Source organism: Bacillus sp. FSL W7-1346, assembly GCF_038593335.1.
Taxonomy (GTDB): Bacteria; Bacillota; Bacilli; order Bacillales; family Bacillaceae; genus Bacillus; species Bacillus altitudinis.
This window is the reverse complement of record NZ_CP151988.1, coordinates 2739562-2765227: the sequence shown is the minus strand read 5'-3', so window position 1 is coordinate 2765227 and position 25666 is coordinate 2739562. Positions and strand designations below refer to the sequence as shown.

General features: G+C 44.0%; 18 protein-coding genes, 21 tRNA genes, 3 rRNA genes and 1 riboswitch. Of the genes, 31 read left to right on the top strand and 11 right to left on the bottom strand.

The features are described from left to right. Nucleotides 1–8: 8 nt before the first annotated feature. Genes ftsW through NST09_RS14320 form a run of 3 tightly spaced genes read right to left on the bottom strand, consistent with a single transcriptional unit; the run spans nucleotide 9 to nucleotide 2976 of the window. Nucleotides 9–1151 (bottom strand): putative lipid II flippase FtsW, encoded by a 1143-nt coding sequence (gene ftsW, locus NST09_RS14330; protein WP_342493069.1) that lies wholly within the window; start codon nucleotides 1149–1151, stop codon nucleotides 9–11. Next, nucleotides 1148–2302: a rod shape-determining protein RodA gene (gene rodA / locus NST09_RS14325; RefSeq protein WP_342493068.1), complete on the bottom strand. Its 1155-nt coding sequence runs from the start codon at nucleotides 2300–2302 to the stop codon at nucleotides 1148–1150. Before rodA ends, ftsW begins: the two co-directional genes overlap by 4 nt. A 14-nt stretch (nucleotides 2303–2316) precedes the next feature. After that, nucleotides 2317–2976, bottom strand: coding sequence for a DUF1232 domain-containing protein (locus tag NST09_RS14320; RefSeq protein WP_281215768.1), 660 nt, complete (start codon nucleotides 2974–2976; stop codon nucleotides 2317–2319). 149 nt (nucleotides 2977–3125) lie between these two features. Here NST09_RS14320 and NST09_RS14315 point away from each other — a divergent pair, with 149 nt between their 5' ends. After that, entirely contained in the window at nucleotides 3126–3680 is a 555-nt protein-coding gene (locus NST09_RS14315; protein WP_210552188.1) for a GNAT family N-acetyltransferase, read from the top strand. Between the two features lie 240 nt (nucleotides 3681–3920). Here the strand turns inward: NST09_RS14315 and thiT are convergent, their stop codons facing one another. Continuing rightward, nucleotides 3921–4496 (bottom strand): energy-coupled thiamine transporter ThiT, encoded by a 576-nt coding sequence (gene thiT, locus NST09_RS14310; protein ID WP_210552187.1) that lies wholly within the window; start codon nucleotides 4494–4496, stop codon nucleotides 3921–3923. Nucleotides 4497–4593: 97 nt separating this feature from the next. Next, nucleotides 4594–4696: riboswitch (TPP riboswitch) on the bottom strand. A gap of 391 nt (nucleotides 4697–5087) precedes the next feature. On the opposite strand from thiT, the gene NST09_RS14305 reads away from it, so the two are divergent. From NST09_RS14305 to NST09_RS14190, 24 genes are all read left to right on the top strand, one after another. Then, nucleotides 5088–6636: ribosomal RNA gene (locus NST09_RS14305) — 16S ribosomal RNA — on the top strand. Between the two features lie 182 nt (nucleotides 6637–6818). Continuing rightward, nucleotides 6819–9749 (top strand): 23S ribosomal RNA (locus tag NST09_RS14300). A 61-nt stretch (nucleotides 9750–9810) separates the two neighbouring features. Then, nucleotides 9811–9926: ribosomal RNA gene (gene rrf, locus NST09_RS14295) — 5S ribosomal RNA — on the top strand. Together the 16S, 23S and 5S rRNA genes form the textbook arrangement of a ribosomal RNA operon. Nucleotides 9927–10488: 562 nt before the next feature. Continuing rightward, nucleotides 10489–10564: transfer RNA gene (locus tag NST09_RS14290), tRNA-Val, on the top strand. A 33-nt stretch (nucleotides 10565–10597) separates the two neighbouring features. After that, nucleotides 10598–10673: transfer RNA gene (locus NST09_RS14285), tRNA-Thr, on the top strand. A gap of 37 nt (nucleotides 10674–10710) precedes the next feature. Beyond that, a tRNA-Lys gene (locus tag NST09_RS14280) sits at nucleotides 10711–10786 on the top strand. Nucleotides 10787–10793: 7 nt separating this feature from the next. Beyond that, nucleotides 10794–10876, top strand: a tRNA-Leu gene (locus tag NST09_RS14275). Between the two features lie 30 nt (nucleotides 10877–10906). Beyond that, a tRNA-Gly gene (locus NST09_RS14270) sits at nucleotides 10907–10978 on the top strand. Nucleotides 10979–10990: 12 nt separating this feature from the next. Beyond that, nucleotides 10991–11076 (top strand) — tRNA-Leu (locus NST09_RS14265). Nucleotides 11077–11087: 11 nt separating this feature from the next. Next, nucleotides 11088–11164: transfer RNA gene (locus NST09_RS14260), tRNA-Arg, on the top strand. A 7-nt stretch (nucleotides 11165–11171) separates the two neighbouring features. Next, nucleotides 11172–11248 (top strand) — tRNA-Pro (locus NST09_RS14255). Nucleotides 11249–11256: 8 nt separating this feature from the next. After that, nucleotides 11257–11329: transfer RNA gene (locus NST09_RS14250), tRNA-Ala, on the top strand. A 26-nt stretch (nucleotides 11330–11355) separates the two neighbouring features. After that, a tRNA-Met gene (locus NST09_RS14245) sits at nucleotides 11356–11429 on the top strand. Between the two features lie 4 nt (nucleotides 11430–11433). Then, a tRNA-Ile gene (locus tag NST09_RS14240) sits at nucleotides 11434–11510 on the top strand. Between the two features lie 7 nt (nucleotides 11511–11517). Beyond that, nucleotides 11518–11610, top strand: a tRNA-Ser gene (locus NST09_RS14235). A gap of 22 nt (nucleotides 11611–11632) precedes the next feature. After that, nucleotides 11633–11709 (top strand) — tRNA-Met (locus NST09_RS14230). Between the two features lie 15 nt (nucleotides 11710–11724). After that, a tRNA-Asp gene (locus tag NST09_RS14225) sits at nucleotides 11725–11801 on the top strand. A gap of 16 nt (nucleotides 11802–11817) precedes the next feature. Beyond that, a tRNA-Phe gene (locus tag NST09_RS14220) sits at nucleotides 11818–11890 on the top strand. Between the two features lie 24 nt (nucleotides 11891–11914). After that, a tRNA-His gene (locus NST09_RS14215) sits at nucleotides 11915–11990 on the top strand. A gap of 11 nt (nucleotides 11991–12001) precedes the next feature. Further along, nucleotides 12002–12075 (top strand) — tRNA-Gly (locus NST09_RS14210). Nucleotides 12076–12091: 16 nt separating this feature from the next. Then, nucleotides 12092–12168: transfer RNA gene (locus NST09_RS14205), tRNA-Ile, on the top strand. 6 nt (nucleotides 12169–12174) lie between these two features. Then, a tRNA-Asn gene (locus NST09_RS14200) sits at nucleotides 12175–12249 on the top strand. A 3-nt stretch (nucleotides 12250–12252) separates the two neighbouring features. Further along, nucleotides 12253–12343 (top strand) — tRNA-Ser (locus tag NST09_RS14195). A gap of 7 nt (nucleotides 12344–12350) precedes the next feature. Further along, nucleotides 12351–12422: transfer RNA gene (locus NST09_RS14190), tRNA-Glu, on the top strand. A 76-nt stretch (nucleotides 12423–12498) separates the two neighbouring features. On the opposite strand, the gene NST09_RS14185 is transcribed toward NST09_RS14190, so the two are convergent. The 3 genes from NST09_RS14185 to NST09_RS14175 form a co-directional block, all read right to left on the bottom strand. Beyond that, on the bottom strand, nucleotides 12499–12975 hold the full coding sequence (locus NST09_RS14185; protein WP_008342900.1) for a tryptophan-rich sensory protein: 477 nt from the start codon (nucleotides 12973–12975) through the stop codon (nucleotides 12499–12501). An 87-nt stretch (nucleotides 12976–13062) separates the two neighbouring features. Continuing rightward, nucleotides 13063–13797 (bottom strand): TraR/DksA C4-type zinc finger protein, encoded by a 735-nt coding sequence (locus NST09_RS14180; protein WP_116307311.1) that lies wholly within the window; start codon nucleotides 13795–13797, stop codon nucleotides 13063–13065. A 117-nt stretch (nucleotides 13798–13914) separates the two neighbouring features. Then, nucleotides 13915–14853, bottom strand: coding sequence for a 1,4-dihydroxy-2-naphthoate polyprenyltransferase (locus NST09_RS14175; protein ID WP_116307309.1), 939 nt, complete (start codon nucleotides 14851–14853; stop codon nucleotides 13915–13917). A gap of 383 nt (nucleotides 14854–15236) precedes the next feature. Between NST09_RS14175 and NST09_RS14170 the strand changes: the two genes are divergently transcribed. The 6 genes from NST09_RS14170 (at nucleotide 15237) to menC (ending at nucleotide 22680) form a co-directional block, all read left to right on the top strand. Further along, a complete protein-coding gene (locus NST09_RS14170; protein ID WP_116307307.1) occupies nucleotides 15237–16655 on the top strand; it encodes an isochorismate synthase in 1419 nt (472 codons plus the stop codon). Then, nucleotides 16648–18390, top strand: coding sequence for a 2-succinyl-5-enolpyruvyl-6-hydroxy-3-cyclohexene-1-carboxylic-acid synthase (gene menD, locus NST09_RS14165; protein ID WP_217816455.1), 1743 nt, complete (start codon nucleotides 16648–16650; stop codon nucleotides 18388–18390). The genes NST09_RS14170 and menD overlap by 8 nt, the downstream gene beginning before the upstream one ends. Continuing rightward, nucleotides 18375–19205, top strand: coding sequence for a 2-succinyl-6-hydroxy-2,4-cyclohexadiene-1-carboxylate synthase (gene menH / locus NST09_RS14160; RefSeq protein WP_217816456.1), 831 nt, complete (start codon nucleotides 18375–18377; stop codon nucleotides 19203–19205). The genes menD and menH overlap by 16 nt, the downstream gene beginning before the upstream one ends. 14 nt (nucleotides 19206–19219) lie before the next feature. Beyond that, on the top strand, nucleotides 19220–20038 hold the full coding sequence (menB, locus tag NST09_RS14155; RefSeq protein WP_008342913.1) for a 1,4-dihydroxy-2-naphthoyl-CoA synthase: 819 nt from the start codon (nucleotides 19220–19222) through the stop codon (nucleotides 20036–20038). 70 nt (nucleotides 20039–20108) lie between these two features. Further along, a complete protein-coding gene (locus tag NST09_RS14150; protein ID WP_336750553.1) occupies nucleotides 20109–21569 on the top strand; it encodes an o-succinylbenzoate--CoA ligase in 1461 nt (486 codons plus the stop codon). Further along, a complete protein-coding gene (gene menC, locus NST09_RS14145) occupies nucleotides 21556–22680 on the top strand; it encodes an o-succinylbenzoate synthase (protein WP_008342917.1) in 1125 nt (374 codons plus the stop codon). The genes NST09_RS14150 and menC overlap by 14 nt, the downstream gene beginning before the upstream one ends. 105 nt (nucleotides 22681–22785) lie before the next feature. Here the strand turns inward: menC and NST09_RS14140 are convergent, their stop codons facing one another. From NST09_RS14140 to NST09_RS14125, 4 genes are all read right to left on the bottom strand, one after another. Further along, nucleotides 22786–22977 (bottom strand): hypothetical protein, encoded by a 192-nt coding sequence (locus tag NST09_RS14140; protein ID WP_008342920.1) that lies wholly within the window; start codon nucleotides 22975–22977, stop codon nucleotides 22786–22788. 25 nt (nucleotides 22978–23002) lie between these two features. Then, nucleotides 23003–23161 (bottom strand): DUF1540 domain-containing protein, encoded by a 159-nt coding sequence (locus tag NST09_RS14135; protein WP_008360682.1) that lies wholly within the window; start codon nucleotides 23159–23161, stop codon nucleotides 23003–23005. Between the two features lie 68 nt (nucleotides 23162–23229). Next, the gene (locus NST09_RS14130; RefSeq protein WP_169476099.1) at nucleotides 23230–24276 is read right to left on the bottom strand and encodes a cytochrome d ubiquinol oxidase subunit II; all 1047 of its coding nucleotides are present in this window, start codon (nucleotides 24274–24276) and stop codon (nucleotides 23230–23232) included. A 22-nt stretch (nucleotides 24277–24298) separates the two neighbouring features. Beyond that, on the bottom strand, nucleotides 24299–25630 hold the full coding sequence (locus NST09_RS14125) for a cytochrome ubiquinol oxidase subunit I (protein WP_035391038.1): 1332 nt from the start codon (nucleotides 25628–25630) through the stop codon (nucleotides 24299–24301). Nucleotides 25631–25666: the final 36 nt, after the last annotated feature.

Genomic DNA, 25666 nt, shown 5'->3' with positions numbered 1-25666 from the left:
GAGGGTGTCTATTTTACTTGGGGCACATGCCGGTGTCTTTTGATAGATGAAGAGAGATTCACAAGAATGCCTGCAGATATCATCATGAACACCAATGAAGATCCGCCGTAGCTAATAAAGGGAAGAGGAATGCCTGTAATGGGGAGAAGCCCAAAGACAGCTCCGAGATTAAAGGCTGCTTGAATCATAATTTGAAAAGTAAGCCCGATCGTTAATAGTTTTCCAAATGGATCTTGTAAACCTTGAACGATTCGAACGGCGCGATATATGATGAGTAGGTAGGCACCCATCACAAACACCAGCCCCATGATTCCCAGCTCTTCACTAATGATGGCCATAATAAAATCTGTATGGGCTTCAGGAAGAAACCCTAGTTTTTGAATGCTTCCGCCTAAACCATTCCCGGTCAGTCCTCCTGAATCTATGGCGAGATAGGAATGGATCAGCTGATAACCATCTCCATCCTCATACATGAAAGGATCACGAAAAGAAGTGATCCGTTTCAAACGATAAGGAGCGGTCACAGCAAAAAAAGTGATCCCTGCCGCAGCCGTCGAACCTAGTAGAATGAGGTGGCGTGTTTTAAGTCCAGCACATAATAAGACGATACCGCAACTCAATAAAATAGAAACTGCTGTACCTAAATCTGGCTGTTTTAAAATCAATAAAAAAGCTAGACTTAAAAGAAGAAGTGGAGGCAGTACTCCTTTTTTAAAGGATGTAATGTACGCTTGTTTCCTTGCATATACATAGGCAAAATAGATGATCATCACTAATTTCACAGCCTCAGACGGCTGGATGATCAGAGAGCCCAATTGAATCCATCGCTGTGAATTGTTTTTGACAACACCAATTCCAGGAAGCAGGACAAGGATAAGACATAACAATGACAGCATCACAAGCCACCGAATCCATTTACGGTAAGCTTGATATGGAACCAGGGCCGCAGCGATGAAAAAGAAGAACCCAATCAAAAGCCATTGCCACTGTTTCATGAAGAAGTAGCTACCCTGTCCATATTTTATTTCGCCTAAAGGATAACTCGCACTGTACACCATCAGTAATCCAAAGAAACAAAGACAAACAATCGTCCCAGCAAGAATGTGGTCGATTTTTTTTAGGTGAGAAAGAATCAATGACATCACCTTCAATCCCAGTTACGTCCAAACATGTAGGATGAGGACCTCAGATTGACACTAAACACAAGGCCAATGGCGATCATATTGGTTAAAAGCGCACTGCCCCCATAGCTGATAAAAGGAAGGGCAAGGCCAGTCACAGGCATTAGCCCTACTGTCATCCCTACGTTTTGGAAGACTTGAAAGACGATCAGCCCAACCACCCCAGCACATATATACAGCCCATAAAGGGTATTCGCATGCATAGCCACATGAATCATTCGATAGACCATCATAAGATATAAACAGATCAATAGGGAGGCGCCGATAAAACCAAACTCCTCACCAATAACTGCAAATATAAAATCTGTGTGGGCTTCAGGGATATTTCCCCCTTGTACTTGATTTCCATTTGTATAACCGCTTCCTGATAATTGTCCTGACCCAATGCCAAGCATTGCTTGTTTCAGTTGATACCCATATGTCGAATCAAATTCATCTGGGGAAAGCCACCCATAAATGCGATCAAGCTGATGAGGTTTAATCACTTTTGTAAAGTGCTCAAAATGTTCATTGTGCAAGTAGGTCAAAAATGCAAGAAGCCCGAGAAAAGAAGCGATTAATGCAGCGATCATCTTACTTGAAATTCCTGACACAAGCATCAGTGTAAAAGCTATAGACAAGATCACAAGTGCAGTTCCCAAATCTGGCTGAATTAAAATCAGGAAAAAAGGAACAGCGGTCCAGCATATAATTTTCATTGTGGGAATCATGCTTTCTTTAAATGCAAAGCGCTGATGTTTGTATCGATTTAAAATAGCCGCTAACAGAAGAATGACAAAAATTTTCATAAATTCTGATGGTTGCACTTTCATGGGCCCCAAGTTGATCCATCTTTGGGAGCCATTTTGATTCGTGCCAAAAAAATGAACGAGAATGATGAGGAAGAGACCACCTGCAAATAATCGAAAAGATAACCGCTCAAGCAGTTCATAATCAAAGTAAGCAACTGCCGCCATAAGGCCAAAACCGACGATATACCAGAAAACTTGTCTTTTGACGAAATAAAACATATCTTGCGTTTCATACTGTCCCGATCCGCTATACACAGCCAGCAGGCTGATCACAAAGAAGCAAATGACAGTGAATAATAATGCGAAGTCAATGCTGTTCTGTTTTTTCATGTCTCCGTCACCTGCTATGACCTATTTGTCAGCTGGTTTAATACGACCTGCACCGCTGCAGCGTCATCAATATAGCCGATCGGAAAAATATAATCTGGTATTAAATCAACGGGCATAATGAAGTAAAGTAATGCGCCTCCCATCAACATCAATTCTCGAGAAGTACCCCGTGCGCTCATGAACGAGCTGTACATGCTTTTCAATTGATCAAGAAATGGCCCAACACCGCTTATCGTGTCTATCTTTTTTTCAAACTTTGCTGAGATCGTTTCTTTTCCCTCGTCTGATTGACTATAGGTCTCATATTCATTTAACTTCTGTTTCAATTCATTCTCGCTGAACGTTCCGTCATAGACATCATGATCTTTCAGCGTTCGCTCAATCTCTCCGACCGCTTGAATAAACGTATCACCGTGAATTCTTTCGTTTTTAATTGAAAATCCAGCCGTGATCAATAGATGATCTAAAGAAATGTGTAGAGCATCTGAAAGCCGCTGTAAATGGTTCAAAGTCGGTTTTCTTTTTCCGTTCATGATTCTAGACAGTGTCGCTTTATCAATTTCTGTTTGTGTGCTCAGTTCTCTTAATGAAAGAGAACGTATTTGCAGTTGTTCTTTTAAAAACTGCCGAAGCTCAGTTGTTTTAAATTCCATCTCTTTCTTCACCCTTTTCATAAAGTTCAACTCTTTAATAGAAGAAGTCGTACCCAATATATAGAGATGTTGACAAAATGTCAACGAATATCCATTAGGGATTGAATTTTATAAAATAGCAACTTATCATATGAAACATAGAGTAGAAAATGGCTAAAAGGGGTGTGCAGATGAAGGTTAGACATGCAGTACATAATGATATTCCTAAAATTGCCGAAATTCATGTGAAGAGCTGGCAAACGACTTATCACGGCATTATTTCACAAGAGTATTTAGATGCTTTGAATGTAGAGGAGCGGGAAGAGAGCTGGAGAAGCAGGTCGCTTGAAGGCACGTTTGTCGCAGAGGATGCTGACGGAATATTTGGTTTTGCTTCCTTCGGAAAACAGCGTGATGAGAGATATTCAATATATGATGGTGAGCTTTATGCCATCTATTTGTTGCAGAGAAAACAGAAATCAGGATCGGGTATGGCTTTGATTGCAAAAGGTGTGGATTATTTAATAGAGAAAGGCTATCAGAATATGCTGCTCTGGGTATTTGAGCAAAATTCAGCGAAGCAATTTTATCAAAAACTTCAACCTAGTTTTGCCGTCACCAGCCAGTTCGAGCTGGCTGGTGAGAACCATGAGGAAATAGGGTATGGATGGGAACTGTCTGTACTAAGTGATCATGTTCAACAAATTATATCGTCAGCTTCCAATAATAATGAGAGAAAAAAGTAAAAAGGGTGGCGAGTAAAATATAAGATATAAAAGGAGAAGCCTCTACTTTCCCTTTCGCACCTGCTATTTTTAATGCCTCATAGAAACTGGCCAAAAAGTAGGCGAGACTGAGGATGTAACAGCACAGCATAATGGAGTAAGGATTCATTGTCGTACCTCCAGCATGAAATCTTCTACTATTAATAGATTCAATAGAGCAGCAAATTATTCATAAAAAAATAACCCGCTGAAACAGCTGGGTTATTTTTGTCGAGGAAAAACCAAACGAGACGCACTAGGGATGAGTAAACAAAGAACAATACTACAAATGATAAATGAAGGAACCATATATGTGCTGTTATAAACTAATGAATACACCCATCCTGGTGTTCCTTTTGGTGCATATTGAGAAAAGAAAACTACGCCTGAAATAAAGAACGTCAGCAGCCTGAAAAAACTGGCGACAAATACAGCTAGGATAATATAGAAGAATTGTTTCTTTCGCTTTTTATCCTGAATGGCTTTTTTAATTGATCCTGAGAATAGCCCGCTTAAACAAATCACAACAGATGCGACAAAGTAATCTAGAAATCCTTGTACAGGTGTAGCAATAATAGGATTGTTCATCAGCTGCAGTCCTGCGATTAACACACCGATGATAAATCCAGCAGACACGCCCCATCTAATGGACATGAGAATGACAGGAATCATGATCAGTGCAATTGACCCGCCGTTTGGCATTCTTAAAAAGAGACCTGATAAATAATCTAAAACAAGTGCAAGAGAAGTCATGATGGCGATCTCCATCAGTCGTACTAATTGATTTGATTGCTGCATAAAAAAATCCCCTTTTCACGAATTGTGCAAGGAGAGACCATGTCAGGATGAGTATGTGATTCATAGAAAAACATATCGGCTTGAATACAATGCATGTATGCAAGTGATTCCACATTCCTACTTCAGTATTAACTGACAGGTTCAAAGGGTCAGAACAACGAATTGTTCACTCTCAGCACGAAGCTCCCCCTGCGGTTATTAAATTTCAATCTATTATAAATATACTAAAGACCTACAGGATCAACAATAGTGAATTACGGAGTTAAGCCCTTTTTGTACGAATATATAGGAAGAGATCAGGAAAAATAAATTATTTAGAAAAAATACTTGTTTCTTCTTTTAAAAGGTGTTATATTTGTATTCGCCGCTGAAACAGCGCGGTTGAGAAATAACATTCGAGAAAAAAGTTGTTGACTTCATCTTGATAGAATGTTATATTAATAAAGTCGCTTCTGAGCGATAACGAAGATGATCTTTGAAAACTAAACAAGACAAAACGTACCTGTTAATTCGAGTTTTTATAAAAAAATCCTATGATACATCATAGGTAGTCAGTCAAACTGGCGAAAAGCAAAACTTCGGTTTTGTACTTTTTCGGAGAGTTTGATCCTGGCTCAGGACGAACGCTGGCGGCGTGCCTAATACATGCAAGTCGAGCGGACAGAAGGGAGCTTGCTCCCGGATGTTAGCGGCGGACGGGTGAGTAACACGTGGGTAACCTGCCTGTAAGACTGGGATAACTCCGGGAAACCGGAGCTAATACCGGATAGTTCCTTGAACCGCATGGTTCAAGGATGAAAGACGGTTTCGGCTGTCACTTACAGATGGACCCGCGGCGCATTAGCTAGTTGGTGAGGTAACGGCTCACCAAGGCGACGATGCGTAGCCGACCTGAGAGGGTGATCGGCCACACTGGGACTGAGACACGGCCCAGACTCCTACGGGAGGCAGCAGTAGGGAATCTTCCGCAATGGACGAAAGTCTGACGGAGCAACGCCGCGTGAGTGATGAAGGTTTTCGGATCGTAAAGCTCTGTTGTTAGGGAAGAACAAGTGCAAGAGTAACTGCTTGCACCTTGACGGTACCTAACCAGAAAGCCACGGCTAACTACGTGCCAGCAGCCGCGGTAATACGTAGGTGGCAAGCGTTGTCCGGAATTATTGGGCGTAAAGGGCTCGCAGGCGGTTTCTTAAGTCTGATGTGAAAGCCCCCGGCTCAACCGGGGAGGGTCATTGGAAACTGGGAAACTTGAGTGCAGAAGAGGAGAGTGGAATTCCACGTGTAGCGGTGAAATGCGTAGAGATGTGGAGGAACACCAGTGGCGAAGGCGACTCTCTGGTCTGTAACTGACGCTGAGGAGCGAAAGCGTGGGGAGCGAACAGGATTAGATACCCTGGTAGTCCACGCCGTAAACGATGAGTGCTAAGTGTTAGGGGGTTTCCGCCCCTTAGTGCTGCAGCTAACGCATTAAGCACTCCGCCTGGGGAGTACGGTCGCAAGACTGAAACTCAAAGGAATTGACGGGGGCCCGCACAAGCGGTGGAGCATGTGGTTTAATTCGAAGCAACGCGAAGAACCTTACCAGGTCTTGACATCCTCTGACAACCCTAGAGATAGGGCTTTCCCTTCGGGGACAGAGTGACAGGTGGTGCATGGTTGTCGTCAGCTCGTGTCGTGAGATGTTGGGTTAAGTCCCGCAACGAGCGCAACCCTTGATCTTAGTTGCCAGCATTCAGTTGGGCACTCTAAGGTGACTGCCGGTGACAAACCGGAGGAAGGTGGGGATGACGTCAAATCATCATGCCCCTTATGACCTGGGCTACACACGTGCTACAATGGACAGAACAAAGGGCTGCGAGACCGCAAGGTTTAGCCAATCCCACAAATCTGTTCTCAGTTCGGATCGCAGTCTGCAACTCGACTGCGTGAAGCTGGAATCGCTAGTAATCGCGGATCAGCATGCCGCGGTGAATACGTTCCCGGGCCTTGTACACACCGCCCGTCACACCACGAGAGTTTGCAACACCCGAAGTCGGTGAGGTAACCTTTATGGAGCCAGCCGCCGAAGGTGGGGCAGATGATTGGGGTGAAGTCGTAACAAGGTAGCCGTATCGGAAGGTGCGGCTGGATCACCTCCTTTCTAAGGATATATGGAGCAGCGTACGTTTTTCGTCTTGTTTAGTTTTGAAGGATCATTCCTTCAAACATGTCTCTAGCGAGACAGGATTGTTCTTTGAAAACTAGATAACAATAAGTAATACATTCACATTGAATGCAATGCAAAGTTCATCACACATAGTGATTCTTTCTAAAGTAAGAAATGGTTAAGTTAGAAAGGGCGCACGGTGGATGCCTTGGCACTAGGAGCCGATGAAGGACGGGACGAACACCGATATGCTTCGGGGAGCTGTAAGCAAGCTTTGATCCGGAGATTTCCGAATGGGGAAACCCACTGCTCGTAATGGAGTAGTATCCATACTTGAATACATAGAGTATGAGAAGGCATACCCGGGGAACTGAAACATCTAAGTACCCGGAGGAAGAGAAAGCAAATGCGATTCCCTGAGTAGCGGCGAGCGAAACGGGAACAGCCCAAACCAAGAGGCTTGCCTCTTGGGGTTGTAGGACACTCTATACGGAGTTACAAAGGAACGATATAAGCGAAGAGGTCTGGAAAGGCCCGCCAAAGAAGGTAACAGCCCTGTAACTGAAATGTTGTTCTCTCCAGAGTGGATCCTGAGTACGGCGGAACACGTGAAATTCCGTCGGAATCCGGGAGGACCATCTCCCAAGGCTAAATACTCCCTAGTGACCGATAGTGAACCAGTACCGTGAGGGAAAGGTGAAAAGCACCCCGGAAGGGGAGTGAAATAGATCCTGAAACCGTGTGCCTACAAGTAGTCAGAGCCCGTTAACGGGTGATGGCGTGCCTTTTGTAGAATGAACCGGCGAGTTACGATCCCGTGCAAGGTTAAGCAGAAGATGCGGAGCCGCAGCGAAAGCGAGTCTGAATAGGGCGCATGAGTACGTGGTCGTAGACCCGAAACCAGGTGATCTACCCATGTCCAGGGTGAAGTTCAGGTAACACTGAATGGAGGCCCGAACCCACGCACGTTGAAAAGTGCGGGGATGAGGTGTGGGTAGGGGTGAAATGCCAATCGAACCTGGAGATAGCTGGTTCTCTCCGAAATAGCTTTAGGGCTAGCCTCAAGGTAAGAGTCTCGGAGGTAGAGCACTGATTGGACTAGGGGCCCCTACCGGGTTACCGAATTCAGTCAAACTCCGAATGCCGATGACTTATCCTTGGGAGTCAGACTGCGAGTGATAAGATCCGTAGTCGAAAGGGAAACAGCCCAGACCGCCAGCTAAGGTCCCAAAGTATACGTTAAGTGGAAAAGGATGTGGAGTTGCTTAGACAACCAGGATGTTGGCTTAGAAGCAGCCACCATTTAAAGAGTGCGTAATAGCTCACTGGTCGAGTGACTCTGCGCCGAAAATGTACCGGGGCTAAACGTATCACCGAAGCTGCGGACTGTTCTTACGAACAGTGGTAGGAGAGCGTTCTAAGTGCAGTGAAGTCAGACCGGAAGGACTGGTGGAGCGCTTAGAAGTGAGAATGCCGGTATGAGTAGCGAAAGACGGGTGAGAATCCCGTCCACCGAATGCCTAAGGTTTCCTGAGGAAGGCTCGTCCGCTCAGGGTTAGTCGGGACCTAAGCCGAGGCCGAAAGGCGTAGGCGATGGACAACAGGTTGATATTCCTGTACCACCTCCTCACCATTTGAGCAATGGGGGGACGCAGGAGGATAGGGTAAGCGCGGTATTGGATATCCGCGTCCAAGCAGTTAGGCTGGGAAATAGGCAAATCCGTTTCCCGTGAAGGCTGAGCTGTGATGGCGAGCGAAATTTAGTAGCGAAGTTCCTGATTCCACACTGCCAAGAAAAGCCTCTAGCGAGGTGAGAGGTGCCCGTACCGCAAACCGACACAGGTAGGCGAGGAGAGAATCCTAAGGTGATCGAGAGAACTCTCGTTAAGGAACTCGGCAAAATGACCCCGTAACTTCGGGAGAAGGGGTGCTTCTTAGGGTGTTAAAGCCCCGAGAAGCCGCAGTGAATAGGCCCAGGCGACTGTTTAGCAAAAACACAGGTCTCTGCGAAGCCGTAAGGCGAAGTATAGGGGCTGACGCCTGCCCGGTGCTGGAAGGTTAAGAGGAGCGCTTAGCGTAAGCGAAGGTGCGAATTGAAGCCCCAGTAAACGGCGGCCGTAACTATAACGGTCCTAAGGTAGCGAAATTCCTTGTCGGGTAAGTTCCGACCCGCACGAAAGGCGCAACGATCTGGGCACTGTCTCAACGAGAGACTCGGTGAAATTATAGTACCTGTGAAGATGCAGGTTACCCGCGACAGGACGGAAAGACCCCGTGGAGCTTTACTGCAGCCTGATATTGAATGTTGGTACAGCTTGTACAGGATAGGTAGGAGCCTTGGAAACCGGAGCGCTAGCTTCGGTGGAGGCATCGGTGGGATACTACCCTGGCTGTATTGACCTTCTAACCCGCTGCCCTTATCGGGCAGGGAGACAGTGTCAGGTGGGCAGTTTGACTGGGGCGGTCGCCTCCTAAAATGTAACGGAGGCGCCCAAAGGTTCCCTCAGAATGGTTGGAAATCATTCGCAGAGTGTAAAGGCACAAGGGAGCTTGACTGCGAGACCTACAAGTCGAGCAGGGACGAAAGTCGGGCTTAGTGATCCGGTGGTTCCGCATGGAAGGGCCATCGCTCAACGGATAAAAGCTACCCCGGGGATAACAGGCTTATCTCCCCCAAGAGTCCACATCGACGGGGAGGTTTGGCACCTCGATGTCGGCTCATCGCATCCTGGGGCTGTAGTCGGTCCCAAGGGTTGGGCTGTTCGCCCATTAAAGCGGTACGCGAGCTGGGTTCAGAACGTCGTGAGACAGTTCGGTCCCTATCCGTCGCGGGCGCAGGAAATTTGAGAGGAGCTGTCCTTAGTACGAGAGGACCGGGATGGACGCACCGCTGGTGTACCAGTTGTTCTGCCAAGGGCATCGCTGGGTAGCTATGTGCGGACGGGATAAGTGCTGAAAGCATCTAAGCATGAAGCCCCCCTCAAGATGAGATTTCCCATTCCGCAAGGAAGTAAGATCCCTGAAAGATGATCAGGTTGATAGGTCTGAGGTGGAAGCGTGGTGACACGTGGAGCTGACAGATACTAATAGATCGAGGACTTAACCTATATTCTAATGTGAAAAATGAACATTGTTATCTAGTTTTGAGAGAACATTCTCTCCATCAGGTTTGGTGGCGATAGCGAAGAGGTCACACCCGTTCCCATACCGAACACGGAAGTTAAGCTCTTCAGCGCCGATGGTAGTTGGGGGTTTCCCCCTGTGAGAGTAGGACGCCGCCAAGCTTTTCAAAGGATCAGTTCCAGTCGGAACTGGTCTTTTTTGTGCTGTTTGAAAGAAGATCACCTTGATACATATGTGGTATAAATCAGGTTGTTTTAATTCACTATAAGCGTGGAGATGCTCTAAATCAACGTGAAAGTCTGTGAAGCATGTTCGTTCATTTTTAAGTATGGAGAAAAGTAATAGAGAGAAAGAATAGCAGGTGTATAGATGCCTGATACAAATTCATTCATTTAAATGGAGTTGTATAAGTCTATTTTATTGAAATCAAAACATTCATTGCGTTTAACAGTTGAAATAAAGAAATATCTATATCATTAAAGTATAAAAATTGAAAGGCTGCTGATATTTTTAAAGGATTTACTCGTTTTTAAAGAGAATATAGAGAAGAGAAATACAGCTGTTAATCGTTGAATTGAAGCCGTTTTAACTAGTAACATAAACATCATCTGTTAAAAGAAATACGTCATGAAAAATGAAATAAAATTTTTTTAATATAGCCTTTACAAATGAGTAAAACCTGTATATAATAATCTTTGTCGGATCGAGAGATTCCTACATAGTGGAGGATTAGCTCAGCTGGGAGAGCATCTGCCTTACAAGCAGAGGGTCGGCGGTTCGAGCCCGTCATCCTCCACCATATTTATTCTTACATAATGTTAGGATAGATAAAGCCGGTGTAGCTCAACTGGTAGAGCAACTGACTTGTAATCAGTAGGTTGGGGGTTCAAGTCCTCTTGCCGGCACCACTTTCATATGGTAAGATAGACAAGTCGCTTTAAAAGCGAGCCATTAGCTCAGTTGGTAGAGCATCTGACTTTTAATCAGAGGGTCGAAGGTTCGAGTCCTTCATGGCTCACCATTTTCATGCGGGTGTGGCGGAATTGGCAGACGCGCTAGACTTAGGATCTAGTGTCTTTATGACGTGGGGGTTCAAGTCCCTTCACCCGCATTGCCAAACAACATAAAGAAATCCTGTAATGCGGAAGTAGTTCAGTGGTAGAACACCACCTTGCCAAGGTGGGGGTCGCGGGTTCGAATCCCGTCTTCCGCTTATACCATCCACGCCGGGGTGGTGGAATTGGCAGACACACAGGACTTAAAATCCTGCGGTAGGTGACTACCGTGCCGGTTCAAGTCCGGCCCTCGGCATTATAAAATAAGCGCCCGTAGCTCAATTGGATAGAGCGTTTGACTACGGATCAAAAGGTTAGGGGTTCGACTCCTCTCGGGCGCGCCATTAAGATCGGGAAGTAGCTCAGCTTGGTAGAGCACTTGGTTTGGGACCAAGGGGTCGCAGGTTCGAATCCTGTCTTCCCGACCATCTTTTATGGGGCCTTAGCTCAGCTGGGAGAGCGCCTGCCTTGCACGCAGGAGGTCAGCGGTTCGATCCCGCTAGGCTCCACTTTTTAAAAGATTATTTTATATCATGGCGGTGTAGCTCAGCTGGCTAGAGCGTACGGTTCATACCCGTGAGGTCGGGGGTTCGATCCCCTCCGCCGCTATAAAGGACCTTTAGCTCAGTTGGTTAGAGCAGACGGCTCATAACCGTCCGGTCGTAGGTTCGAGTCCTACAAGGTCCACCATCTATACGGAGGAATACCCAAGTCCGGCTGAAGGGATCGGTCTTGAAAACCGACAGGGGTGTCAAAGCCCGCGGGGGTTCGAATCCCTCTTCCTCCGCCATATTTTTAAAAAATGATATCATCGCGGGGTGGAGCAGTTCGGTAGCTCGTCGGGCTCATAACCCGAAGGTCGCAGGTTCAAATCCTGCCCCCGCAACCAAATTTTTTCTCTATTGGTCCGGTAGTTCAGTTGGTTAGAATGCCTGCCTGTCACGCAGGAGGTCGCGGGTTCGAGTCCCGTCCGGACCGCCATTTTAAATGAATACATGGCTCGGTAGCTCAGTTGGTAGAGCAACGGACTGAAAATCCGTGTGTCGGCGGTTCGATTCCGTCCCGAGCCACTTTTACAAATAAATATCAGTATGGCGGTTGTGGCGAAGTGGTTAACGCACCAGATTGTGGCTCTGGCACTCGTGGGTTCGATTCCCATCAATCGCCCCATACATATTTTTGCGGGTGTAGTTTAGTGGTAAAACCTCAGCCTTCCAAGCTGATGTCGTGGGTTCGATTCCCATCACCCGCTCCATTTGCATATCGTTCATGGGCCTGTAGCTCAGCTGGTTAGAGCGCACGCCTGATAAGCGTGAGGTCGGTGGTTCGAGTCCACTCAGGCCCACCATGACTTTCCGCAGTAGCTCAGTGGTAGAGCTATCGGCTGTTAACCGATCGGTCGTAGGTTCGAATCCTACCTGCGGAGCCAAATGGAGAAGTACTCAAGTGGCTGAAGAGGCGCCCCTGCTAAGGGTGTAGGTCGCGCAAGCGGCGCGAGGGTTCAAATCCCTCCTTCTCCGCCATTTTTCTGGCCCGTTGGTCAAGCGGTTAAGACACCGCCCTTTCACGGCGGTAACACGGGTTCGAATCCCGTACGGGTCATTTTTTAAAGAGGTCTAATAAAGATCTCTTTTTTATTTTCTGCAAAATGAAAGACCGCCATCATAGCGGTCTTTTTTTACATATTCATGGAATAGATCGTATAAGACAAGTATGTCGCAAAGAATCCCCATAAAACATAAGGAATCAATAAAATTGGGACAACATTGCTTAGTTTACGTGAGACGATGACAAGCGCAAGTGCTGTTAGTGCTACAAGCAGGCAGTCGATCGTAGCTGCAAATAAATCTTTTTGTGTAAATTGAAAAAAGCTAAAGGCTTGATTGAATACATAATTTAAAAGAAACAGAATCCAAAATGGTAATGTGATTTTTTGAAAACCATACTTTGCATAAATGATGGCGGCAGATAACGAAATGAGGGCGAATAAGACAGCCCAGACCGCACCGATGACACCACCACTAGGTGTCCATTCAGGTTTATTTAGTGCGTCATACCATTCCCTGTCGATAGGGAACAGGAACCCTGCAATAGAAAATAATGCGTATGTAATAAAGAAGACGATAACCGCCCAAATGATACTTTTTTTAGCCATCCAGAAATCTCCTCCCAATCAATTCACTCTTCAACTTATTTCCCAATTATTACATGATATAAACATCAAGCCCCCAATATGTGGGGACTAATGATTTTTTTTAGTATAAGGTTCTTCTTCATATGGCTTCAAGTCACCAAACACCGTCATGACGCCTTCTTCATCTAATGCTTCTTCATAAGCTTCGTGTGCTTTATTTGGATAGACCTTGCTTGCTTTTCCTTCAATATCAGCAGCTGCAAACCCTTCGTAGTCTTCCACATAATCTTCATCTTCTGATTGTGTATACACATCATCGTAAGTCAATGGAGGAAATTCCATATCGGATGGGGTATCAGAGTTTCCATAGCGTTCTACATCTTGGTAGGCATCTTCGCCATCATATGCAGCACTTTCTTCATTTTCAAATTGCCCTGAGGGCGGACTTAATAAGTCCTCTTCAATGGGTCGGTTTTGTGAAACGGTCTGTTCTTTTGAATGCTCTGTGCATGTGATGGCGGTGGGAAGGGCTTCTAAGCGTTCTTTAGGAATAGGGGCTTTACACACTTTACACAAACCATAAGAGCCGTCTGCCATTGCTTGGAGTGCTTCATTGATATCGGACAGATGCTCATGTTCCAAACTGTTTAAGGCAATGTCTTTTCCGCGTTCGAATAGTTCTGTCCCTTGGTCGCCAGGGTGGTTATCATAGGCTGACAGTTCGCCCACTGAATCATAAGGAAATGATACTTTCTGTTCATCGTCATGGCTTTTGGCTTCAATTTCTTGTTTTTCATCGAGAAGTCGCTGCTTCAACAGATGTAATTCGTTTTTAGACAACAAAGCGATCACCCTTTCATATCAAACATATTGTTAGTATGAGCAAATTTTTATGTAAGACTTGTGCCAATTTGAAGCAATTTTTCAATAAAAAACGCCTGCGGCTGCAGGCGTTTCGTGTTATGCGAGATAGTATTGTAAGATCAATGCGATCGTTAACAGGAAACCAAAAAACGTATTGGTTTGTGCTGTCGACTTCATGGCATTCATTAATTCAATTGGTTTTTCTTTTTGCTTAAATTCTTTAATGGCTGTATAAGCTTTTGGCACACTGAGTAAGACAAGAAGGCTCCAAAGACCCACGATATCCATAAAGATATAAACAAAAATGAGTACATATGAGATCACAAACATGGAAAGTAGGATGTTGACGGCCGCTTTACGTCCAGCTAGGATAGCAAGTGTCTTTCGTCCATTCTCTTTATCACCGTCTAAATCACGGATATTGTTCGACAGTAAGATGGCACCAACTAAAATAGAGATAGGTAATGAAACGAGCACAGCTTTTGATGTCAATGTTCCTGTTTGGATATAGAAACTAATTAAAATGATGCCTAGTCCCATAAAAGCACCTGATACAAGTTCTCCAAATGGTGTATAAGCAATTGGTACAGGGCCACCGGTATAAAAATAGCCTGCTGCCATACAAATTAGTCCTATGAGTGCAATCCACCAGCTAGACATCATGCAAATATAGATCCCAAGTAATAAAGAAAGCGCGAATAAGGCATAAGCGAGGCCTAAAACTGTTTTTGGTTTTACACCGTTTCTCACGATCGCTCCGCCGATACCGACAGATTTCTCATTGTCCAATCCGCGAACATAATCAAAGTACTCATTAAACATGTTCGTTGCAATTTGGATAAACATCGATGCAAATAGCATAGCTAAAAATAGCCCAACATGTATTTGACCACTCGGAAGTGCTAGGACAGTTCCTAAAGTAACGGGAATAAATGCCGCTGTTAATGTATGCGGTCGTAGTAAATTCCACCAAATCCGCCAGTTTTTATCAGGCTTAATTGGTGAAAGCTGATCTGATATCGATTGATGCTGCATAAAATATACTCCTTTAAATAAAAAAATACGTACACGTCCAAATTCCAGTTTAGCAAAGTTCAAAAAGGTGTCAATATATTGATGCGATGAAACAAGAAAAAGATGTTTGCTAATCGTTCCCATCTAGAGAGAAAGCTTGATCTTCGAACAGGTCTTACCATTTTTTAAGGGATGTTCTCATTTCAATAAGCGGGAGCGAAAAAATCTTGAAAGCGTGATATAATAAGGATTCGAGGTTTTAAAAGCTGTTTTCTTTACTAAGTTCATCTGTTAAGGTTTATAATAGAAAAGCAGGTCATTCGACATACTCGAATGTTCATGTATTTTTTTACATGATGGTTTTATTTTTATATGTTATTTCATGGATTTTGGAGGAATGTATCATGGTGACAACAGTGCAAAGTACTTTCCGGCAGGAAGCGCTTGCGACATTAGAAGAAGCGAATAACGTCAACCATGCTGTTTTGATAAGCTACTCCAGAAGAGTTGACGATCTGGATCCTCTTGCCTTTTTCCAAAGCGGCGAAGCGGATTTTTTAGGCGAGCGGTTTTTTTGGTCTGATCCAGAAAGCCAAATGATATTTTCTGGACTTGGCAGAGCGGCCGTGATTAAATCATCAGAGCAAGGCAAAGAACGATTCAATATCGTCCATCAAGAATGGGAGCAGCTGAAACAGCATATGTTCCATTTTCATGATGAGAAGGAGTTAAAGCAAGCGGCAGTTGGTCCGCTTTTATTTGGAGGATTTTCATTTGATCCATATGAAGAGAAGGCGCGTCACTGGGAAGCATTTGGCGAGGCTCATTTTTTTGTGCCATCGATGATGCTGACTGTTTCCAAAGAAGGCACGTTTCTAACGATCAATCAATGGAACGAGGTGGACGGGAATGTTCATCAGCTCATTCAAGAGTTAGAACAGAAAGCTTCTAATTTTGATGCATTGCCTGTCAGAAATCATGGACAAGCTGAGCTTGTTCATATGGAAGAGTTAGATGTCCAGGAATGGATGAAAGCAATCCATGAAGCGACAGAACACATTCGTGTGAACGAATATGAAAAGGTTGTTTTAGCAAGAGAAGTCTTGCTTCACTATAAAAATCAAATAGAACTCGCTCCACTATTAGCAGAATTACTAAAACATCAAACAACGAGTTATGTATTTGCTATAGAGCAGGGAAGACAAGCATTTGTCGGGGCGACGCCTGAACGTTTAGTGAAAAAAAGCGGTGGTGAAGTCTTTTCATCGTGTTTGGCAGGTTCCATTGTACGTGGTCAAGATGAAGTAGAGGATCTGGCACTAGGTGAGGAACTGCTTCATGATGAGAAAAATTTGATTGAACATCAAATTGTCGTGAATATGATTGAGCAGGCATTTGAAGCAAACTGCCATCATGTGCATAAGCCAAATCAACCAAGTCTTTATAAAACGAAAAACATTCAGCATTTATTTACACCCATTGTGGGAGAAATCAAAAGCAGCTGTTCACTCTTTTCATTAATTGAACAGCTTCATCCAACACCAGCGCTTGGAGGATATCCTAAGGAAAAAGCGGTAGAGGTGATTCGTGAAATCGAACCGTTGAAACGCGGTTGGTATGCGGCGCCAGTGGGATGGATTGATTCTAAGGACAATGGAGAATTTGCTGTCGCCATTCGATCAGGTCTTATTGAGGAAGACCAAGTTCGTTTGTTTGCTGGATGTGGAATTGTAGAGGATTCCCTTGCAAAACAAGAGTATGAAGAAACGCAAGTGAAATTAAGACCAATGCTGTCTGCTCTTGGAGGTCGTCCTATTGAATAATCAAATCATGACAAGATATATTGGCAGATTAATGGATGAATTTGTGCAAAGTGGTGTGAAGGAGGCAGTTGTTTGTCCTGGCTCCCGTTCAACACCGCTTGCGATGCTCGCTCTTGCTCATCAAGAGATCAATGTCCATGTGTTAGTGGATGAACGGTCTGCTGCTTTTTATGCATTGGGTCTTGCGAAAGCGAGCCAAACACCAGTGCTACTCATTTGTACATCAGGTACGGCAGCAGCTAACTTTTACCCAGCTGTTGTCGAGGCACATTATTCTCGGGTACCACTGATTGTTTTAACTGCTGATCGGCCGCACGAATTGAGGGAGGTTGGGGCACCTCAAGCGATTGATCAGCAATTCTTATTCGGTAAGTTTGTTAAATGGTTCACAGACTTAGCTTTGCCAGAAGAAAGCCAAACGATGCTGCGGTATGTCCAAACTGCTGCTGCTAGGGCAAGTCATGTGTCTATGCAGGAGCCAAAGGGACCAGTTCAAGTGAATGTGCCGCTGAGAGAACCATTGCTACCTGACTTGTCTATTGATCCTTTTGATAGAGAAGAAGGAGCTGCGAACAAAGTTTTAGCAGCAGGTCAAGCTCGCCCGGATGATCGGGTTATGTCAGAATTAGTGTCTATCATGAACAAAGCGGCAAAAGGAATCATTGTTGCTGGTGAACTTCACTCGGTGGAAGAGCAGGCGTCAGTGTTACGTCTTGCAAAAGCTTTGCATCTGCCAATTTTAGCTGACCCGCTTTCTCTTTTGCGAAATGGACATGAAAGTGAAGAATACATTATAGATGCATACGATTCTTTGTTAAAAGATGAGGCATTGCAGCAGCATCTCTTGCCTGAAATGGTCATTCGTTTTGGACCGATGCCTGTGTCTAAGCCTTTATTTAAGTGGCTGGAAAAGCATGCGGAAGTGAAGCAGATTGTCGTCGATGCTGCGGGTGGTTATCGAGATCCTGGTTTAAGCGCATCATACATGATTGAAAGTCATGTAGCCTCTTTTGTAGAAGAAGTCTTGATGAGAGCGGAAAAGCGTCAGGATACATCTTACTTACGACGCTGGCAGAGTGTCAATTCTTCTTTTAGAATGCATGCAAATCAATACAATGATGAGGACCTGACATTTGAGGGAAATGTCTATCGTCAGCTGCAGCACCTTTTGCCAAAAGAGAGTGTGCTCTTTATCGGAAATAGTATGCCTATTCGAGATGTCGATACCTTTTTTGAAACGCAGTCAAAACCGTTTCGGATGATGGCGAATCGCGGAGCAAATGGCATTGATGGTGTTGTGTCCACAGCTCTTGGAACATATGCAGCCTTGAAACAACCCATCACTTTAGTCATCGGTGATTTGTCTTTTTACCATGATATGAACGGTCTTCTTGCAGCTAAGCTAATGGACATTCCGCTCACGGTTGTGTTGTTAAACAATGATGGTGGAGGAATCTTTTCTTTCCTTCCGCAGGCATCCGATGAACCGTATTATGAAAAGCTCTTTGGTACGCCGACTGGGTTGAATTTTGAGTATGCATCAAAGCTATATGGGGGAACCTATTCGAAGCCGACAACGAAAGAAGAGTTAAAAGATGTGTACTTGGCGCATATCCAAGAACCAGGGCTTCATTTAATTGAGATTGAAACTGACCGGCATTCTCGCGTGGGCAAACATCGCCAAATGATGGACGAGATATTGAGGGAAGTGAAAAAAGAATGCCTTCACTCATAATACGAATGCACGATGGTGTGTCGTATGAGGTGATAGACCATAACCCATCTGCTGAAAATGCCACGTTATGTTTACATGGCTTTACAGGGAGTGCAGCTTCTTGGGCTTTTTTAAATACTTATACAGAAAAACATACGAGGTTGATTCAGGTCAGCTTGCTTGGACATGGCCGCACAGACTCACCAAAGAGTATAAGAAGATATGCAATGTCCCAGCAGCTGGCAGATCTTGCTAAAATTTTAGATCAATTAAAGCTTCACAAAGTGAACATTCTCGGATATTCTATGGGAGGGCGTATTGCTTTATCATTTGCCTCCCGTTATCCAGAACGTGTAAACAAGTTGATTCTTGAGAGTACATCTCCAGGGCTGAACTCTTTTAAAGAGCGGATGGCGAGGCTGAATCATGATCATCAGCTAGCTCAAAAGATCAGACATGAAGGATTAGCGCAGTTTGTGGATTTTTGGGAGAACATTCCGCTGTTTGCTTCGCAGAAATCCTTGCCAGCGGACAGGCTAACGCAACTGAGAGAGGGAAGGCTAAAAGCCGATCCTAACGGGCTGGCTCGCAGCTTAGAAGGTATAGGAACCGGTTCACAGCCGTCTATGTGGGAAGCATTAAAGCAGATAAAACAGCCTGTTTTACTCATTTGCGGAACACTTGATAAAAAGTTCTGTGACATCGCCAAACGTATGCAGCAGGAGCTTGAATACAGTCAATTCACAGTAGTAGAGCATGCCGGGCATACAGTTCATGTGGAACAACCACATTTTTTTGGTAAAATAGTAAGTGAGTTTATTTTATCGCAAGATTAGAGGAGGAAATATTGATGGCTATTGAATGGCAAACTGAGCGTCAGTATGACGAAATTTTATATGAAACATATAATGGGATTGCAAAAATCACCATTAACCGTCCGCATGTACATAATGCATTTACACCAAAGACTGTAAGTGAATTAATTGATGCATTCTCACGTGCTCGCGACAATTCAGATGTTGGTGTCATTGTCCTTGCAGGTGCTGGAGGAAAAGCATTCTGTTCAGGTGGAGACCAAAAAGTACGCGGTCATGGCGGCTATGTAGGAGACGATCAAATTCCACGTCTAAACGTCCTAGACTTACAGCGTTTAATTCGTGTCATTCCAAAACCAGTTATTGCGATGGTTGCGGGCTATGCGATTGGCGGCGGGCATGTGCTTCATGTCGTGTGTGACCTTACCATTGCAGCAGACAATGCGATTTTTGGACAAACAGGACCAAAAGTGGGCAGCTTTGATGCTGGTTATGGATCTGGCTATCTTGCACGTATTGTGGGTCATAAGAAAGCAAGAGAAATCTGGTACTTATGCCGTCAATACAATGCACAAGAAGCGCTTGATATGGGACTTGTCAACACAGTTGTACCATTAGAGCAGCTGGAAGAAGAAACAGTGAAGTGGTGTGAGGACATGCTAGAAAAGAGCCCTACTGCTTTACGATTCTTGAAAGCTGCATTTAATGCGGACACAGATGGATTAGCTGGTATTCAGCAATTTGCAGGAGATGCGACCCTTCTTTATTACACAACAGATGAAGCAAAAGAAGGACGCGATTCCTTTAAGGAAAAACGGAAGCCAGACTTCGGTCAGTTCCCTCGTTTCCCTTGATTCAATGATATGGATGAAAACAGCTTAGTGCATCAGACTGAGCTGTTTTCTTTTATGAAAAGGAGGTGTCATGATGAAGCAACCGAATTGGCTGCTGCACCGTGCGTATTTAACGCCAGACCGGGTCGCACTCATTTATCAAGACAAAGAGTGGACATTTCGTGATTTAGCGAATGATGTAGACCAACTTGCAAATCGACTGACACGTGCATCTTTTAAAAAAGGGGATACGGTTGCGATTTTAATGAACAACCATCCTCACATGGTCATGCTTGTTCACGCTTGTTTTTTATTAGGCTTCAAGATTGTGTTATTGAACAATAAGTTAACAAAAGCAGAGAGACGTTTTCAGCTGAAAGATGCGAAAGTCATGGCTTTATTAACAGAGCCTGCATATGAAAATGAGCATCATGGTGATTTACCTGTTTATACAATAGAGACTTTACCTGATGCAGATCATGATATGGAAAAGAAGGTCTTACATGATATTGATTTAAATGAGACGGCGACGATTATGTATACATCTGGAACGACAGGACGCCCTAAAGGGGTGGAGCAAACGTTTGGCAATCATTTTCATAGTGCTGTTTCCTCGGCATTGAATTTAGGGATCAGGGAGGACGACCGCTGGCTCATTGCTTTGCCTCTTTTTCATATAAGCGGTTTATCCGCTATATTTAAATCTGTCATATACGGTATGACTGTCGTGCTTCATCAAAAGTTTGATGTCGATGAAGTCAAGAATGCTATTGAACAGCATCGAGTGACGATGTTGTCAGTTGTACAAACCATGCTGTCCCGTTTATTAAGTGGACTTGAAGAATGTCCATCATCTTTGCGCTGCCTGTTGTTAGGGGGAGGTCCTGCACCTTATGCGATGCTTCAAGAGAGTAAGGAGAAAGGATTTCCTGTGTTTCAATCGTACGGTATGACGGAGACCTGCTCGCAAATTGTGACGCTTGCGCCTGAATTTAGTGTGGAAAAGCTTGGATCAGCGGGAAAGCCCCTTTTTGGGTGTGAATTAAAGATTCAAGATGAGAACCGTCCGTGTCGTCCTTTTGAGCATGGTGAAATCATGGTAAAAGGTGCAAATGTCATGAAAGGCTACCTTTATCGTCAAGAGGCAACAGCTGCTGCATTTGAGCAGGGCTGGCTGAAAACGGGTGATATTGGCTATGTAGATGAGGACGGATTCTTATTTGTGCTTGATCGGCGGTCAGACTTAATTATTTCTGGCGGAGAAAATATTTATCCAGCAGAAATTGAAGCAGTTCTTTTAACACATCCAAATGTAAAGGAAGCCGGAGTGACGGGTATGTATGATAAAAAATGGGGAGAGGTACCTGCTGCCTTCCTTGTGACAGATGAGCAGATTCCGGAGAATGAGCTCTATGCTTTATGTCAGTCGCAATTAGCCAAGTATAAATGGCCCGCCGCTTTTCACTTTGTGGATGAGCTGCCAAGGAATGCGTCGAATAAATTGCAGAGGCACAGACTCAAATCAAAGGGGTTTTTAGATGATTCAAATTGAACGTGTGATCTTATATCATGTCACGATGAAACTCAAACAGCCATTTACAACGAGCCTTGGGACCATTTCAGAGCGTGAGTTTATTATTGTCGAGGTCAAAGATCAAACAGGATTAACTGGATGGGGAGAGGTATCTGCCTTCTCTTCTCCGTGGTATACAGAAGAAACCATCGAGACCTGCTATCACATGCTGAGGGCATTCTTTATCCCGAACGTGCTGACCCGATCTTTTACACATCCTTCGGACATACCAGACAGCTTGTACCATTTTAAAGGCAATAGAATGGCCAAAGCGGGAATTGAGGCAGCTGTGTGGGATATTTATGCGAAGCGAGAAAATAAGTCCTTACGTGACGTCTTAGGCGGTACTAGAGATAGAATTCCATCTGGTGTCGTTGCGGGGTTAGGACCAATAGATGATATGATTCAGCAAATAGAGCAGTTTGTTGATCAAGGCTATCAGCGTGTGAAAGTGAAGATTAAGCCGGGACAAGATATTGGACTTCTACAAAAGATAAGAGAGTCTTTCCCTCACCTTCCGTTAATGGCGGACGCAAACTCTGCTTATGAATTAAAAGATATTAGCAAACTGAAGCAGCTCGACGATATTCGTTTATTAATGATTGAACAGCCTTTAGCCGCAGATGACATTGTCGATCATCGGCATTTGCAAAAGCATTTAAAAACACCAATCTGTTTGGATGAAAGTATTTGTTCTTTAGATGATGCGAGAAAAGCTGTAGAACTTGGAAGCTGTCAGATTATTAATGTGAAGCCTTCACGAGTTGGAGGGCTGACTGAAGCTCTTAAGATTCATGCGTTCTGCAAGGAGCAGCAGATTCCGTTATGGTGCGGGGGAATGATTGAAACAGGCATTTCTCGCGCGCAAAACGTGGCACTTGCATCACTTCCGCAATTTACGATTCCTGGGGATATTTCAGCATCGTCGAAATATTGGGAGCAGGATATCATTTTTCCTGAAATTAAAGTTGAAAATGGGTTTATTGAGGTGCCTCGTTCTCCAGGTATGGGCGTAGAAGTTGATTATCAAGCGCTTCGTTCTTTCTCAGATAAAATTGATGTGTTTACAAAACATGATTTTGTGAAATGAAAACGAATGAATCGCCATTTGCACCATCCATAGAACCACTGTATAGTTGAGGGAAGTTTTTCCTTCCTGTCTGAACAAAAAGAAAGAGCGGTCATCCGCTCTTTCTTACTCTTCTACAAGCCCGCTGTCGTAAGCAAGCTGTCCAATATACTGATACATGTCATTGGGCATGTCGGAAACATGTCCGTATTCATAATCCCAAAGATTTAAAAAGGAGTGAGCTGCTTGATAAAATGCAGCCTCGTCCGCGTCCTGAATTTCTTCAAGAAACGTTTGAGCAAGCCGATCGTTTTTCAAAGCGAAGCGCCTCCTTTAATGAGACTTAAAGGTCTTGAGGTTTAAATGTTTTACAGTCAGTTTCTTCACTTTTCTCAGCCGTATTTCCTGTATGGCTGACGACATAAATTGCATCTGCACCACAACGATTTCCAGCATTCCAGTAGGAACAGTTGTTTACTTCACAAAGGATTTTTTGACTCATACAGATGACCTCCTTTTGAGTATGTCTTTCATCTATAATGTAACCGAAGTAAGGGGCGTTCATTCATGTTAATCTTCCTGACGAATATAACGCTTATCTTTCATAAACAATTTCCAGAAGAAGTAGAACCCAGGGAAGAGGATGATAAACCCTACAATATACGTAATAAATAATGCCCTAAATGTGACGGGATCTGTAAACCCAGACATGATGGTAATATCAGGATAGGCCATATAGGGCAAATGCGCATGTCCATACACATAGCTTGCTAAGAAATATTGAATTGTAATGGCGATAACCGCTAAACGTGGTCTCCCTTTCCGATGTTTAAAGCGACTGTTTGGTAAAAATAGAGCCAAACCTGCAAGCAAAAACATGAGTAGAGAAACAAGAAGGATCGGGATGTTCTGCATCATTTTTGTGAACAGCCAATTGGCCTCACTTCTCAGTGTGAGCATGATAAAGAAAGCCATCATGAGAGAAAGAGGACCCGTAATCAGTGCTCCTCTTCTATAAATGTTATAAGCCTCATCTTCGTTTGCAACATTAGAAAAATCAGCTAAAAGCAAAGATGAGAGAAAAAGGGTACTGAAAATCGCAAAACCTACGAAAGAATAGACATTTGCGCTTGTAAAGACCAATCCTAAATCTAATGAGTAGACATTATTCTCCTGAAAGATGAATCCACCATGTGTAATGGGGAGAACCATGATGAGAATGGACGGAATAATAAAGCCGCTAATTCCTGAAATATATGTAACGGCTTTTCTATATTTTTTAGGCAGTGAATGAGAGAAGACGAGAAATCCGCTTCGCAGTGCAAGAAGCAACAAAATAATGCTGCCGGGTATTAATAGAACAGTGCCTAGCACAAATGTTGCACCTGGAAACAGGCTAAACAAGGCAACGACGATGGCTACAATGAACACGTTAGTTACTTCCCAAGTTGGAGAAAGATACTTATTTGCGATATTTGCGGCCTTTGTCTGCTCTTTGTTCATGTAAATCATTGACCAAAATCCTGCACCGAAATCCATTGATGCCATCACTGCATAGATAAACACGAATCCCCATAAGATGGTGATTGCAATGAGTGCATCAGTTGTTACATCCATTTGCATCAAGATCGCTCCCTTTTTAAGATTCTGTTAACCGTAAGTCTTCTTCAATTGAATGTTTTCTAAAGTAGTACGTCAGTACAATCACAGTTGCGATGCCTAAAATGAGATAGACAATGGCAAAAAGGATGAAAAGTGTACCGATAGATCCTGATGATGTGACGACTTCAGAGGTTTTGAGCATTCGATAAATCACCCATGGCTGACGGCCTGTACAGGCAAAGATCCAGCCAAATTCAATCGCCAAGAGACTAAGGGGCCCGCCAAATAAATAAAGGACAAGCAGCCATTTTGGGTAATGTTCGCGTTTTAAAATTTTGCGGTAAAACAGTGCTAACACAGCAAAGAAAATGAGCAATGAGCCGATAATGACCATTCCATTAAATAATGTGTGAATAAATAAAGGCGGCCACTCGTCCCTAGGAAAATCATTTAACCCTTTAACCACAGTATCAAAGCTATTTCCTGCAAGAAAACTAAGCGCCCAAGGGATTTCGATAGCTCCTTTGATTTCTTGCGTATTGGCATCAGTAAAACCGCCAATGGCCAGAGGCGCATGGGATTGCGTTTCAAATAAACCTTCAGCACCCGCTAATTTTTCAGGCTGATATTCATACAGAAGCTGAGCTGATTCGTGACCGTTTAAGGCTGTGAGAAAAGAGAAAAGTCCGCCTACAATCAGTCCAAGAAAAAGGGCTTTTCGATGAAAGGTATAGAGCTTTTCGTTTTTTCTTGTTTTCAACATTTTAAATGCAGCGACAGAAGCAATGACAAAAGCGCCTGTTGTAAAAGCAGACAGTACTACATGTGTAGCAGTTACAACAAAACTAGGATTGAAAAATGCCTTCCAAGGTTCGATATTCGTTATTTCTCCATTGACCATTTGAAAGCCAGCGGGTGTTCCTTCAAAAGCATGTACGTTTGTAATGAGAATCGCTGAAGCTGCTGCACCAATGACAACGAAAATAACGGTAATGATGCGCATGGCTGGTGATAAACGATCTGCTGCGTACACATAAATAGACATAAATAATGCTTCAATAAAGAAAGCATAAATTTCTATTTGAAATGGCAGTGACATGACCTTTCCGATGACCTCCATAAAACCAGGCCATAGAAGGGCAAGCTGCGTACCAGCAATGGTACCGGTTGGAATGGCGACCCCTAACAGAACAGCCTGCGCTTTTGTCCATCGTTTGGCCATGATGGCATAATGCGGGTCCTTCGTTTTTTGAAAGATGAGTTCAGCTAACAAAATCATTAGCGGGATGCCTACGCCAAGCGAGGCATAAATAATATGGAAGCCCATTGTTGTGCCGAACAGACTTCTAGCTAAAACGAGATCAGTCAATTTTTTCTCCGCCTTTCTTATCGCATCTCTTTTTAT